The organism is Bacteroides ovatus, from assembly GCF_001314995.1.
Lineage (GTDB): Bacteria > Bacteroidota > Bacteroidia > Bacteroidales > Bacteroidaceae > Bacteroides > Bacteroides ovatus.
Map to the genome: position 1 here is coordinate 2,641,282 of NZ_CP012938.1, position 14,825 is coordinate 2,656,106.

Below are 14,825 nucleotides of genomic sequence, written 5' to 3' on the forward strand. Positions count from 1 at the left end.
TAGAAAATAAGCAATTATCTTTTATTTGGTATAATAGCTATATGTCCGTTTGTGTAGATTGAATTCAGATCTGAACAAACGGATTTTTTATACCTATAAAATAAAAGACATGCTTTCTATTCAAGTCCATTCATACAATAAGCATTGTATCCATTTACGGTGGATATTATGTTTGATTCTATCTCTATTTACCACAGTACCAGCCATTTCCCAGTCCAGGGTTCGGCATCAGACTTCTCTGTCTGATACACTTCTCAAACTCAAAGAAGTTACTATCTACAGCAACCGGATGCAAAAAAAGATGTCTCCTGTACAGATTCTGTCCGGCAAAGAACTTGAGAAGCTAAATGTTTACTCCGTCGCCGATGCTTTACGCTACTTTTCCGGAGTACAGATAAAAGATTACGGAGGTATTGGAGGACTAAAAACCGTCAATATACGAAGTATGGGCAGTCATCATGTCGGAGTATTCTACGATGGTATTGAATTAGGAAATGCGCAAAATGGAGTCGTCGATCTAGGCCGTTTTTCATTAGATAATATGGAAGTCATTTCACTATATAATGGTCAAAAAAGTGCCATCTTCCAACCTGCCAAAGATTATAGTTCCGCAAGTGCCATATATATGCAGACACGAAAACCCCTATTCAAAGGGGAAAAGAAAAACAACCTGAACATCGGGGTGAAAGGCGGTTCATTCTCTACCATCAATCCGTCACTACTTTGGGAACATCGTTTCAACGAACGAATAAGCAGTTCCATCAGTACGGAGTATATGTATACATCAGGACGATATAAATTCACATACGCCAAGAAAGATGGTTACGACACAACAGCTGTTCGTCAAAATGGAGACGTAAGAATGTTACGTTTGGAGAATGCATTCTTCGGAAAAATCCCCAAAGGAGAATGGAAAGCCAAAGCATACCTATACAATTCAGAACGAGGATACCCCGGAGCTGCGGTAAGAGAAGAGCCGGGTAAGTTTCGCCATCAGGACCGGCAGTGGGATACCAATCTGTTTGTGCAAGGCTCTTTTCAAAACTATTTTAAGCCTTGGTACAGTCTGCTAGCCAACGGAAAATATGCTTATGACTATCTCCACTATTTATCCGATCCCAGACTGGATGTCACCACCATGTACGTAGACAATTACTACCGACAGCAAGAAATCTATGCTTCGGCCGCCCATTTATTCACCATCTATCCCTGGTGGAGTATGTCATTATCCAACGATTTCCAATGGAATACATTACGGGCCGATCTCATAGATTTTGTCTATCCAACCCGTAATACAATCCTGACTTCTGCTGCCACGTCCTTTGACTTCAACCGCCTCATGTTGCAGGCGAGCCTGTTATATACTCATGTCGACGACAATACACGTACCAAAGGAGCCAATGCAGGCACCAAAAACAAATACACTCCGTCTGTCATAGCCACCTGGCAACCATTGACCAAGCTCCCTCTGAATGTACGAGCCTTTTATAAGAAAGTCTTTCGCATGCCAACTCTCAATGATTTGTATTATACTTTTATAGGCAATAAGGACTTAAAACCAGAATATACCACCCAATACGATGTGGGTATCACTTTCTCTCACACCTGGAATAACCATTGGCTGAAAAGCCTGGACTTACAAATAGATGGTTACTATAGTGAAGTAGATGATAAAATCATTGCCATGCCTACCTCCAACCAGTTCCGTTGGACTATGATTAATCTCGGACATGTGGAAATTCGGGGATTAGACGCAGCCATACGAGGAGAATGGGGCTTCGGAAAGGTGGAACTTAGCACTCTCTTCAATTACACCTATCAAAAGGCACAGGATTTTACCGATCCTACCAGTGAATGGTATGGAGGCCAGATTCCTTATATACCTTGGCATGGAGGTTCCATCATCCTCAATGGAAGTTACCAAACATGGTCCTGTAACTATAGTTTCATTTATACAGGTGAACGTTATGAAGCAGTCGCCAATATCCCGGAGAACTACGCACAGCCCTGGTATACCCACGATTTTTCCCTATCCAAAACTTTTCAATGGGGGAAAACGGGAATACGTGTAACGGCAGAAATTAATAATATCTTCAATCAGCAATATGAAGTAGTGCAATGCTATCCTATGCCCGGTACAAGTTTTAAAATCAAATTAAACGTCATGTTATGAGAATATCTGTTCTATCCATCATTATCTGTTTTGTTCTTCTATCGACTTCTTGTCGCGAAGATGAACGCATTATTCCGTCAACTCCCAACCAAGTTACTCCCGGAGTAAACGGTACCTCTGTCAAAGGTTTCTTTCTACTCAATGAAGGAAATATGGGAAGCAACAAGGCTACCCTTGATTACTTTGATTACGAAACCGGTATCTATCATAAGAATATCTATGCGGAACGGAACCCGGGAGTCGTACAAGAATTGGGGGATGTGGGAAATGATATCCAAATCTATGGAAATAAGTTATATGCCATCATCAACTGTTCTCATTTCGTAGAAGTGATGAATGTAGAAACAGCAAAACACATCACGCAAATTTCCATACCTAATTGCCGTTATATCGTCTTTAAAGATAAATATGCATACGTCAGTTCGTATGCAGGCCCTGTCAAAATAGATCCCAACGCCAGACTGGGGTATGTAGCACGTGTTGACACTACCACACTGACTGTCAAGGATACCTGTGTGGTCGGCTACCAGCCGGAAGAAATGGTGATTGTGGGCAACAAACTCTATGTAGCCAACTCCGGCGGGTATCGCGTACCTAATTATGACCGCACGGTATCCGTCATCGACTTGAACACATTCAAAGTTATCAAAACCATTGATGTGGGAATCAATTTGCATAGAATGGAATTAGACCAATACGGAAATATTTATGTCTCATCCCGGGGAGATTATTATGACACTTACTCCGAAACATTTGTAATAGATTCCAATACCGATAAAGTAGTCGATGAATTACCGCTTCTTCCCAATACAGAAATGGCTATTTGCAGAGATTCACTGTATGTATACAGTACAGAATGGAGTTATTACACCAACAGTTGGACAGTCTCTTACGCCATCTATAATACAAAAACAAAGAAAACTGATACCCGCAATTTTATTACAGATGGTACGGAAAAATCTATCAAGATACCTTATGGAATAGCAATCAATCCGGAAACAGGTGAATTCTTCGTCACCGATGCCAAAGACTATGTGACTCCCGGCACATTATACTGTTTCTCCCGGGATGGAAAAAAGAAATGGTCAGTCATCACGGGGGACATTCCGGCACATATTGCCTTTACAGATAAGAAACTAAAAGAGATTCAATAATTCACAATTCTATTAATAATTAAAAACAAAAGCAATGAAGAAAATTCTATTTTTACTGCTCACTGTCGTTACAGTATGCAGTTGCTACAATGACGATGATCTCTGGGATAAAGTCAATGATCTCGACGGACGAATAGAAACACTAGAAACAACAGTCAAGAAAATGAACTCTGAAATTACAACTTTACAGAGTTTGGTAGACGCATTAAATCAAGGGAAAGTAATCACCAACACGGAACAGACATCTGATGGCTACACATTAACCTTCAGTGATGGAAGCACCGTATCTATCAAAAATGGAAAGAATGGTACAGATGCTCCTGTGATTGGAGTGAAAGCTGACGAAGACGGAATATATTACTGGACCATTACTACCAACGGTACTACAGAATGGCTGCCGGATGCAACTAACAAGTTAAAAGTGACAGGTACAACTCCAGTTATGGGAGTTGATAGTGACGGATACTGGACCGTTGATACAGGCGAAGGAGCCAAACGTATTAACGGAACAGACGGAAAACCTGTGAAAGCGGAAGGACAAGACGGAGACTCTTTCTTCAAATCTGTTACAGTTAATGACAATCATGTACTAGTTACTCTTGCAGATGGAACGTCGTTCACATTGCCCAAAGGGGAAACATATACATTTGACATTGCCAATAGGGATTATACCTTGTTCTCGTCTAATGAAACAAGGACGTATCTTCTTACAACTGCCAATATAGACGACGCAACATTAATTGCTATTCCGCAAGGATGGACAGCGGTTCTTAATGATAAAGACTTAAGAATCACAGCTCCGGCAGTTTCAGGTGATGATGTCAAAGATGGTGAACTTAAAATACTTGTCACTCCGTCCAAAGCTTTCGGTAAAGTAATAAAAATGCAATTAAGAGCAGTGCGTGAAGCACACTTCTTGACATTCGAGGATGTTGATTATAAAGGTGATGCTAACATGGTAGGAGAAAGAAACTGGTCATCATTAATTGACAGCCAACAATATGGTGGCCCACTACTTTATCCTAAGAATAACCAACTCTATAACTGGAGTGATGCAAACAACACTTTTCTTGCTTCCGAACTTCCTAACGGATGGGGTGATTACCAATACTGGGGTGGCGGACACGCAATTTCCAATTATCTGGATATGGATCTTACTCATGGAGACTTCCAGCACCAACTAGCCGTTTATTATCAGGATGCAAAAACTGGTTTTGGAGGACATAATGGTTCCAAAAACTTCTGCGTACATTACGGCTATGCAGACAATTCCGGATATGCCAACGGTCCATTACCCTATATTTACTTTGGAGACGGAGTTGCTCGTGTAGTTGACCACATGTATGTGACTATGACGACCTACCTAGCCAACTGTGTGGCCAACGGTAACGGTTTGACCGCACCCGCAGGCAAAGATGATTGGGTGAAACTGGTTGCTATCGGTTATGATGAAGATGGAAAAGAAGTAGCTACACGTCCGGAATTTTATTTGGTTGGAGCCGAGGGTAATATACTTGAATGGACAAAATGGGATTTATCCGCATTAGGCAAAGTGGTCAAAATAGACTTTAATGTCACTGGAAGTAATGATAACGGATATGGTTTCAGCCAACCTGCCTATTTTGCTTATGATGATGTAGCAGTGAGATTCTAATGAAACATATTATACTTTTTTTATTTGTTCTGTTAGCATTAATATCATGCGTGAAAGAAGAGGAGGACTCTCCTCTTCTTTCCGCTCCTGTCATTACCTTGAAAGAAGAATCCTCCATCTATAAAACAAAAATTGGTCGGGAGATAACCATCGCTCCCATTTATGAAAATACCGATTCGGAAACGACCTTTAACTGGACAATAGATGGAAAGAGTATCTGTACCACTTCCACCCTGACATTTTCAGCCGATGAAGCAGGCAGGTATTTCATTCTGATTTCTGCCACCAATGCCGGAGGGACAACAGAAAAGGAGATACGTATCGATGTCTTTCAACTTGATGTACCTACTATCTCTATTGCGGATGCCGACAAAGGTTTCAAAGTGCTTCAAGGCTCTGAACTAACCATTACACCTATAGTAGATTCTTTTCTGGAAACCAGTTACTCCTGGCAAATAAACGGTGAAGATATTTCGAACGAATTAACCTGTACTCTCCCCACAATCGAGCTTGGCGAATATCAAGTTCGTTTTGCTACTCACAATGAAGATGGCGATGACGAAGTAACTTTCAAAGTAGAAGTTTGTTCACCGGATCAAGTAGATTTCAACTGGACATTCCTGCAAACGGAATATAACATGTCAGCCGGCAGAACTATCCGTATCAAACCGGTTGACGTGAATAATGCACTGGATGCAGTCTATACATGGACCGTGGACAATGAACAAGTGCAATCCGGAGAAAATGATACTTATCTGTTTACATCCGAGCAGCAGGGAGAACACACGGTAAAGGTCGAAATGAAGAACTCATATATACTCGCTACGCAAACATTAAAAGTCAATGTTTGCCCTCCCGCAGGAACATACCAGCGGAAGATTAGCGCCACAAGTTCTGCGTCAATGAACAAAGTATATGAATATTTACCGGCTCCCGGTCAATTCATCAATGAGAATCATAACACAATAACTATGGCAGAAGCCTGCACCTATGCAGAAGAACGAATCAATCAGACGGCTTATGTTTCCCTAGGCGGATTCGGTGGATACATCATCGTTGGATTCGATCATAGTATCGTGAATGATGGAGATTACAACATTGCTATTACAGGAAACGCTTTTGATGGTTCGTCAGAACCGGGAATTGTATGGGTAATGCAGGACGAAAATGGTGATGGGTTACCTAATGACACTTGGTATGAATTGCGCGGATCCGAATATGGGAAAGCCGAAACCTGGCAGGACTATGCCGTCACCTATCATAAACCAACTGGTATTCAGCTTCCCACCCCATGGACAGACAATCATGGTCAAAGTGGGTCTATTGATTATCTGGGTGCTTTTCACCGGCAAGATTATTATTATCCCGCCTGGGTAAAGGAAAAACAATATACTTTGCGAGGTACTCGCCTGAAAGAGCGTAATTACGATCAATCCGGTAATGGTACTTATTGGGTAAATGATAGTTATGAATGGGGATATGCTGATAATTTCAGCGCCATTGATCGTCTGACAGATGATGACAACTATAATGCCGGACCGTCTGACAATCATTTCAAGATATCCCATGCTGTAACTTTCGACGGTAAGGATGCAAACCTGAAGTACGTTGATTTTATCAAAGTACAAGTGGGTGTTAATAGTAAAAGCGGTTGGTTGGGTGAAATATCCACTGAAGTTTTTGGAATAAAGGATTTCAACATGCTCAAATAATTGATAGAATATACATAAGAGATTCTTTTCCCTATTAAATATAGAGATAAAAATTACCAAATGGTAATTTTTATCTCCTCCCATAACCCTACCTTTGTCGCCATTTTCAACGACAAAGGTAGAAAGTTATGAAAGATAGTATTGATTTCGGCAGTATGAACATCTCCACGTTGTTCCGTAAGTTACTAATTCCTACGGTACTTGGGATGGTATTCTCGGCTCTGTTCGTTATTACGGACGGGATATTTGTAGGAAAAGGAATTGGCAGTGACGCGCTGGCGGCAGTAAATATCACTGCACCGCTTTTTATGATCGCAGCGGGTATCGGACTGATGTTCGGAGTGGGAGCTTCGGTGGTGGCTTCCATTCATTTATCTCAGGGAAAACGCAAAGTAGCAAGTATTAATATCACTCAGGCAATTGCTTTTTCCGCATTGCTCATACTTATCCTGTCTGCTCTGTGCCTTTATTTTATAGAGCCATTAGCCAGATTATTAGGTAGTTCGGACCGATTGTTGCCGTTAGCTGTAGAATATATGGCATGGTACATTCCTTTTCTCGTATTCTACGAAGTCTTAAATATAGGTATGTTCTGCATCCGTCTGGACGGTTCACCCACCTATACCATGATGTGTAATGCGGTTGCAGCCATACTCAATATCATACTGGATTATATATTCATCTTCGAACTTGGTTGGGGAATAATGGGAGCAGCTTTTGCCACCAGTCTGGGAACTGTCGTGGGAGGGTTGATGACACTGATTTACTTACTCCGTTTCTCTCGTACCCTCCATCTATGCCGGATAAAGTTAAGTATCAAAAGTCTGTTACTGACTCTTCGCAACATCGGTTATATGATTAAACTGGGAAGTTCTGCTTTTATCAGTGAAGCCTCCATTGCCTGTATGATGTTTCTGGGGAACTACGTTTTCATCCGCCATCTCGGTGAAGACGGAGTGGCAGCATTCAGTATTGCCTGTTACTTCTTCCCTATCATCTTCATGGTCTATAATGCCATTGCACAATCCGCACAGCCGATTATCAGCTATAACTTCGGAGCCGGACAACCCGAGCGTGTACGAAAGACACTGCATCTCGCCATTCGGACCGCTTTAATCTGCGGTATCAGCTTTTTCATTCTTACCGTACTATGCTGCCAAGACATCGTTTCGTTATTCATTGACCGCAGCTACGCTGCATTTGATATAGCAGTAAACGGGCTTCCTTATTTCGGAGTAGGATTCATTTTCTTTGCCGTCAACATGATTGGCATTGGTTATTATCAGAGTGTCGAAAGAGGTCAGCGAGCAACAATTATCACTCTTCTCCGGGGAGTCGTATTTATGTTGATGGGATTCTTTGCGCTCCCTCCGGTATTGGGTATACCGGGTATCTGGCTAGCCGTACCATTGGCAGAGTTATTAACCACTTTCTATATTTTCGGAATTTATTTGAAAGATCGTTTCATTGTCTGCCGACGATAAGTATCTTTGCAATATGAGAACATTCATTGAAAAACTTTGCGATAGATACAAGGTATCTGAAACCGATGTACAGTCTCTACTGAACTATATGGAAGAGGTACATTTCAAAAAAAGAGATTTAATAGTACGCGAAGGGACAAAGAACTGTAATCTTTATTTTATCAAGACAGGAATATGGCGAGCCTATTATCATAAAGACGGAGTGGATACTACCATCTGGTTTGCTTCAGACGGAGAAGCTGCTTTCTCCGTCTGGGGCTATGTAGATAATGCCTACTCATTAATAAATATTGAGGTCATGTGTGACAGTGTGGCCTATTGTATTTCCCGAACAGCTCTGAATCAGCTATTCGCCTCATCCATCGGACTCGCTAATTTGGGGCTCCGCCTCATGGATCATCAGTTTCTTCAACAGGAGAACTGGCTTATCAGCTCGGGAAGCCCACGGGCTAAAGAACGCTATCTCAACCTTATCAAAGAGACTCCGGAATTATTGCAATATGTACCTTTAAAACATATTGCGTCTTACTTGTGGATAACTCCGCAGTCGCTAAGTAGGATTCGGGCGAAGATAGCATCTTCTCCGCAATAATACTAGGCTTTCGCGGTCTTCACCCCAAAAGCACAATAAGTCAAATAACACACACAAGCTAAAGTGACAAAAACGCCTCCGATAACACCTACTGTTCCAATCGCAAACCCAATAACTGGAGTAACTACTCCGCCACCGGCAACAGCAGTAATCATCAACCCTGAAATTTGGTTTGCTTTTTCCGGTCTTGCCTGCAAAGCCATCGAATAAATGATAGAAAATACGGATGACGCAAAGAAACCGACAGCACCGATACAAATCAGATTTACCATATCGTTTTTCACAAAGGCCAGAATAAGCAAAGAGAAAATACAGGCAACAATATTCACACGGAAATATTTTATTTCAGCGATACGGGCCAACAAGAAAGCACCCAATAAAGCACCTACCGTACGACTTAAAAAATAAACTTGTGGAGCAAACTTCACTTGTTCTGTCGTCCAGTCAAAACGTTCTGCCATCAGCTTAGAACTGATAAAGTTGGTGGCAACATCTACCCCCACAATAAAGAAGATACCCAAAAACAACAACAGAATCGTTTTATCCTTCAATAAAGAAAAAGTATCACTGATAGAAAGTTGCTGGGTTGCAGCACTGGAATCTTCTCGCTTAACAGGGGTAGCCATCAACCAAACAGCGGATAATAATGTGATAAAACCTAATATCGGGAAGCAATAATACCATTTGTCGTCTCCAAAGTGAGCTACAGCCAACAATACAATCTCCGGTCCAACGAGAGAAGATACAGCTTTGATTACCTGCCCTGCCGTCAAGCTACTAGTCAATAAACGTTGGCTAGTTACCACATTACTTAACAACGGATTCAGTGAAACTTGCAGAATAGCGTTACCAATTCCCAAGAGAGCATAAGCTATCATACAAGTCGCGCTATTATAAACGATCAATGGTAATAACATACCCACTACCGTTATTCCCATACTAAGAAGAACTGTATTTTTACGTCCCCATTTGTTCATCTGATTTCCAATAGGAATACCTAAAAACAGGAACCAGATAAATACTAATGAAGGAACAAATCCCGTCATCACAGGAGACCAGTTGAAAGTACGTTGAACATAATCGGACGAAATGCCGACTATATCACAGAAGCCCATTACAAAGAACCCGAAGAGAACGGGAAGGGCGGCATAAATAGAGTTTTGTGTTTTCATGTTTAACTCACTATATTATAAAATGTAGAATCCCCGGTGCCATTGTCAAGCGACATCGGCACCGAGGTAAATAAGCTGTTTATTCAGAACAATGAGGCGGATTTTCCACTCCCCATTTTTCATTCGGTTGATTACCCATTGTGAGTTTCAATGTTCCACCTTTATAGAGTTCATCCCGGTACATCCAACATTGTTCCAGCGGTTTACCGTTCAACGTAGCAGATTGTACATAATAGGCATCCGGTGTATTACCAGTCGTTTCAATCACAAACGTTTTTCCCGTCGCATTCATCGGACTAAGTTTGATTTCAATCTTATCAAACAACGGACTGCCAATCTGGAAAGTCGGTCGTTCACAAGAACCGCCCTGTACATCGAACAATCCCATTGCCGCCATCACATACCAGGCTCCCAACTGTCCCTGATCTTCATCCTGACCGTAGCCATAACCATGCTCTCCGTTTGTTCCGTAAAACTCATCACAAATCAAGCGCGTCCATTTCTGTGTCAGGTAAGGTTTACCGGAGAAATTGAACAACCAAGGAATATGAAGACTTGGCTGATTACCATGATTGTAAGGACTCTCCACACCTGCAAAAGCATAAGTTATCTTACCGCCACCAAAAATAGATTTACGCGCTTCGGTAAATATAGAATCCAACCGATTATTAACCTCCTCTTTACCCACTTTTTCAATCAAACGATATGGATGTTGAGGAACAAAAAATGTATATTGTACAGCATTTCCTTCCTGAAATCCTCTCCATGACTCCAGCGGATTAAAGTTATCAATAAACTCACCGTTAGGAACTCTGGGACGAACCAGTTTCAATGAATCATCAAATAGTTTTTCCCATCCTCTTGATAATTCCATCAAACGGTTGTAATCATCCGTATGCCCCAATGCTTTCGCCCACTGCGCCACAGCATAAGCACTAAAGCAATATTCCAATGTATGAGAAACAGAAAAGGTAGAGCCATCCGGATGTGTGCCATAATGAACACTGTTCTCATAAGGTACATATCCTCTTTCTACAAACTGCTTCACATCCATCTTACCTGCCCCCTCAATGCGGCCTTCCCAGCCTAATTCATTCTTTAAAGCTGCCTGATAAGCCGTTTCAACATCAAAATCACGAATACCACTATTGTATGCACCTGCCAGGGTAATACTCACCATATTTGTCCCTACGCCCGAAACATATCTACTGGCAGCAATACCATCACCTAACCAGCCAGCATCTTTGTATACCAGCAACTGACTGTTAACTAATCCATTGTAGTATTCCGGATAAGCTAGTGCCCAAAGAGAAGTCAAGTTCCAGTAAGCCCCCCAAACTGCATCCGTATTATAATGATTATATATCGGCTTACCTTCTTTTCCCAAAGGTATCTGCCCTACTGTTCCATCATTTTTGGGATAAGCTCCATTAACATCGCTAGCAAGTCCTCTGCCCAACAAAGCGTGATACAATCCTGTATAAAATTTGATTTTGCTTTCATCCGTACCTCCTGAAACCAGAATACGTCCCAAGGATTCATTCCATTTATCCGTAGTTGACTGTAAAGCTTCATTAAAAATCAAGTCTTTCGCTTCCGTTTCCAGATTCAGTTTAGCATTTTCAATGGAAGTATATGACAAACCGATCTTTACATTTACTACATCATCTTTTTTCGTTTTATAATTCAGGCACATAATAGCTCCTGCACCTTTGATTTCATTTCCCGCTTTCAGAGTACTATCTTGATAAAAAACCTCTACCGATTCAGGAATACGATCTAGTTTTGCATAAAAATACATAGCTACTGATGAACCCGCTTGATATTTCTTCACATATTCCGGTTCCGTAATCACGTAACCTTCAATAGTATTTCCATCTATCTGTTTGATATATGCATCACGCACAGCTCCACTTTCTCCCTGACGATTTCCAATATTCAAAAGAATATGAGCAGCTTCCGTCTCCGGGAAAGTATATCGCTGGAATCCGACACGAGCAGTGGCAGTAAGTTCTGCCTTTACCTGGTAATCCTTTAATAATACAGAGTAATATCCCGGACGCGCCGTTTCATCTTTCTTATCAAAGCGGGAACGGAAACCTTTATCGGGGTCTTCCAGTTTTCCGGGATTTGTTTTTACTTCTCCCGTTACAGGCATCAGTGAAATTCCTCCTATCTGAAACTCATGTAAGCAAGGAAAGCCATCAATCGAAGTATGATTATCTTCATAACCAATAGCTTCCCATCCTTGATTATTACCGTAAGTTCCATTGGTAGAAGCTCCCAGTTTAGCCATTCCAAAAGGCTCCGCAGCCGGAGTATAGAAAAACCAACGACTATGTACAGTTCCAATATTAGGATTCACATACTCTACCAGATTGGGACGATCAGGTGTTTTGCACCCTACAACACCTGCCAGAATCAACAGGCTACCTATCCATTTTAATTTCATCATTTATTTATTTTTCTGTTTGTAACTTCTCCTTTAATCATCGCCACACGTGCATAATACTCCGGCACACACGAAGCATCCAATAACCATTTCGGCTTACGTTTTTCATCAGTCCGCCCTGTCCAGTCATGATACATCAGTCCCGCCTGGTCACGTGCATGTTCCCAAGCATAATCCAGTCCTTTTATCATCGTATCCACATACTTTGAATCCCCCGTAACATTGTACAGATCGTGATAACCTCTAAACAAAACCAGATTAAACCAAGGTAAATCAGCAATATAGGGAATACCTTCTTCCGTGTATTTAAAGAACACTTTGCAACTTCCTTCTGCCAGAAATTTAGCATTATCCAGATACGCCTGCTCACCCGTATAATTATATAAAGCTACAGCTGCTTGTAACAAAGTACCAGTATTGTAAGTATACAAATCCGGGCATACTGCCGAAGTCGTTGTTAACCATGAATTCCAAACGACTCCTCTTTCCGGATCTTTCAGATATTTATCAATCCAATGATAGAACTTCTTTCCCACCTCCAGATAATACTCATCTTTAGTTGCTTCATAAAGTTTTAAAGCCAACACCATCGCTTTTCCGTTAGAACAGGCAGGTTTCTGATCTTTCACTCCTTCCAACCAAGAAACAGCTCCTTCAAAGTTCTCATCCCAGCCACTTAAAATAAAGGTCAATACCTGTTTCGCTTTCTCCAGATAATGAGAATTTTTAGTTACCAGGTAAGAATCAATATAATCAATACCCACTAAACCATTGTCATCATAATAGCGGTCTACCTTTCCAAACTGAACAGGGTAAGCCTGATAACCAAAAGGAACACGCGTTGTATCATAGTAACGCTCCATCGCCATCACCATCGAATCGACATAAACCGTATATTTCTCCGGTTCGATGGTAGCCATCAACACTGCCGAAGAAAAGACACCACTCATAGGCCACAGATAAGAAACTTCCTGCGCTTGCCGGGTGGAATCATTAAAATAAGTCAGATCAGGACGATGACTGCTTGGGTAATATTCAGAGAAGAGGCCGTATTTGGGAACCCTGTAGAGTTCCCAAACACGCTGAAACATTTCTTCTGCCTTATCTTTATTCGGAGTCGTTTTTGATTCTCCGGCACAAGAAAGAAGCACGAATACCGTCGATACAAATAAAGCTATATTTCTAATTTTACTATTCATATCCTATTCCTCTGTCACTGTTTCTCCTTTGTACAAAGCAATCATTCCCAAAGATTCGAGCGCAGCATCCTGCATCAACAACTGTTCAGCACGTTTTGGAGTTGCTCCTGTCCAGTCTTCATAGAACAGTCCGTTTGATAAACGGGCATTTTCGTATGCATAATCCAGGAAGTTGATGAATGTTTTGATATAATTGCCTGCATTTTTATAATAAGGCTCAATATCAATAAATGCACGGATCAGTTTTGTTGTGAACCAAGGATCATGATCGGGATAAGCCAACGCCAACCCATTAAGCGGACGTACAAAATAATTATACGCACCTTCGGAAGAAGCAATGGCACTGTCCAGATAAGTCTGCTCACCCGTTATTTTGTATAAACGGATTCCGTTAGAAATCATCACACCTGTATTGTAAGTCCATTTTGTTTTATTAATGGATCCGTCTGCTTGTTTATCATTCCAGTAACAGCCATCTTCCGGATCACGCAAGTTAGTCAACGTCCAAGCATATAAACGTTTTGCCAGAGCCAACACATCCGCTTTTTCCTCTTGAGGACATACAGAATAATATTCAAGCAAGAATAGCGTTGCATATCCATTAGCGCATGTCGGTTTATTCGAATCACCAACTCCCTGCTGCCCTTTCTGCTCTTCATTCCACCAAAGGCCTCCTCCAAACGTATCATCTTCACCAGCTTGCAGGAACTCAACGATTCTTTTAGCTTTCGTCACATAATCTTGATTATTTAGCAAATTAAAAGCCTCTACCAATTCAATCCCCACAATAGAATTATCATCATAAAAACGTGTTCCACTACCGGTAGTACCATTGGTTTGAGAGCCATAACCACCCACAGCTCCACTAGGAGTACGATAATAAACTTCAAACCGGTCTACCATATCTGCATAATTCACATCATAACCTAAGGCATGTAAAGCTGCTGCCCCGGAAACCAGTCCGTCATACGGCCATAAGAAAGAAGCGGAATTATCCCCGTCTTTCTTAGGATAATTTTCATTATACAGTCCTTCTGTTGCCCCACTATTGTTCCGGTAGCACTGATTAATCAAGTCAAACTGTTCTTTGGCACGTTTATGATAAACGACCTCCTCTCCGGGTTCTGACGGAGCAATCGGTGTAGGCGGGATATATTTCTCTACGTCATCTCCGGCACAGGAGAATAATAGTGCCGGAAGAATAGCTAAAATAGTCTTTATCTTTTTCATAAC

General features: G+C 41.4%; 10 protein-coding genes. 6 read left to right on the forward strand and 4 right to left on the reverse strand.

Annotation, left to right across the window (positions count from 1 at the left end; translation table 11 throughout):
* The first annotated feature begins 109 nt into the window (after positions 1 to 109).
* The 6 genes from Bovatus_RS10510 (at position 110) to Bovatus_RS10535 (ending at position 8,769) form a co-directional block, all read left to right on the forward strand.
* Positions 110 to 2,173, forward strand: a complete 2,064-nt coding sequence (locus Bovatus_RS10510; protein ID WP_004326172.1) for a TonB-dependent receptor — start codon at positions 110 to 112, stop codon at positions 2,171 to 2,173.
* A complete protein-coding gene (locus tag Bovatus_RS10515) occupies positions 2,170 to 3,327 on the forward strand; it encodes a DUF5074 domain-containing protein (protein ID WP_004299408.1) in 1,158 nt (385 codons plus the stop codon). The genes Bovatus_RS10510 and Bovatus_RS10515 overlap by 4 nt, the downstream gene beginning before the upstream one ends.
* A 34-nt stretch (positions 3,328 to 3,361) precedes the next feature.
* Complete coding sequence (locus Bovatus_RS10520; protein ID WP_004299407.1) at positions 3,362 to 4,981, forward strand: PL29 family lyase N-terminal domain-containing protein; 1,620 nt, start codon at positions 3,362 to 3,364, stop codon at positions 4,979 to 4,981.
* On the forward strand, positions 4,981 to 6,693 hold the full coding sequence (locus tag Bovatus_RS10525; protein ID WP_004299406.1) for a PKD-like domain-containing protein: 1,713 nt from the start codon (positions 4,981 to 4,983) through the stop codon (positions 6,691 to 6,693). Before Bovatus_RS10520 ends, Bovatus_RS10525 begins: the two co-directional genes overlap by 1 nt.
* A gap of 128 nt (positions 6,694 to 6,821) precedes the next feature.
* On the forward strand, positions 6,822 to 8,177 hold the full coding sequence (locus tag Bovatus_RS10530; RefSeq protein WP_004299405.1) for an MATE family efflux transporter: 1,356 nt from the start codon (positions 6,822 to 6,824) through the stop codon (positions 8,175 to 8,177).
* A gap of 13 nt (positions 8,178 to 8,190) precedes the next feature.
* Entirely contained in the window at positions 8,191 to 8,769 is a 579-nt protein-coding gene (locus tag Bovatus_RS10535; RefSeq protein ID WP_004299404.1) for a Crp/Fnr family transcriptional regulator, read from the forward strand.
* Between the two features lie 2 nt (positions 8,770 to 8,771).
* On the opposite strand, the gene Bovatus_RS10540 is transcribed toward Bovatus_RS10535, so the two are convergent.
* From Bovatus_RS10540 to Bovatus_RS10555, 4 genes are all read right to left on the reverse strand, one after another.
* On the reverse strand, positions 8,772 to 9,941 hold the full coding sequence (locus Bovatus_RS10540) for an MFS transporter (RefSeq protein WP_004299403.1): 1,170 nt from the start codon (positions 9,939 to 9,941) through the stop codon (positions 8,772 to 8,774).
* Between the two features lie 79 nt (positions 9,942 to 10,020).
* Positions 10,021 to 12,396 carry a GH92 family glycosyl hydrolase gene (locus Bovatus_RS10545; protein ID WP_004299402.1) on the reverse strand — a complete coding sequence of 792 codons (2,376 nt, stop codon included), beginning with the start codon at positions 12,394 to 12,396 and terminating at the stop codon, positions 10,021 to 10,023.
* Positions 12,393 to 13,592 carry a glycoside hydrolase family 76 protein gene (locus Bovatus_RS10550; protein ID WP_004299401.1) on the reverse strand — a complete coding sequence of 400 codons (1,200 nt, stop codon included), beginning with the start codon at positions 13,590 to 13,592 and terminating at the stop codon, positions 12,393 to 12,395. Before Bovatus_RS10550 ends, Bovatus_RS10545 begins: the two co-directional genes overlap by 4 nt.
* A gap of 3 nt (positions 13,593 to 13,595) precedes the next feature.
* Positions 13,596 to 14,822 carry a glycoside hydrolase family 76 protein gene (locus Bovatus_RS10555; protein ID WP_004299400.1) on the reverse strand — a complete coding sequence of 409 codons (1,227 nt, stop codon included), beginning with the start codon at positions 14,820 to 14,822 and terminating at the stop codon, positions 13,596 to 13,598.
* Positions 14,823 to 14,825: the final 3 nt, after the last annotated feature.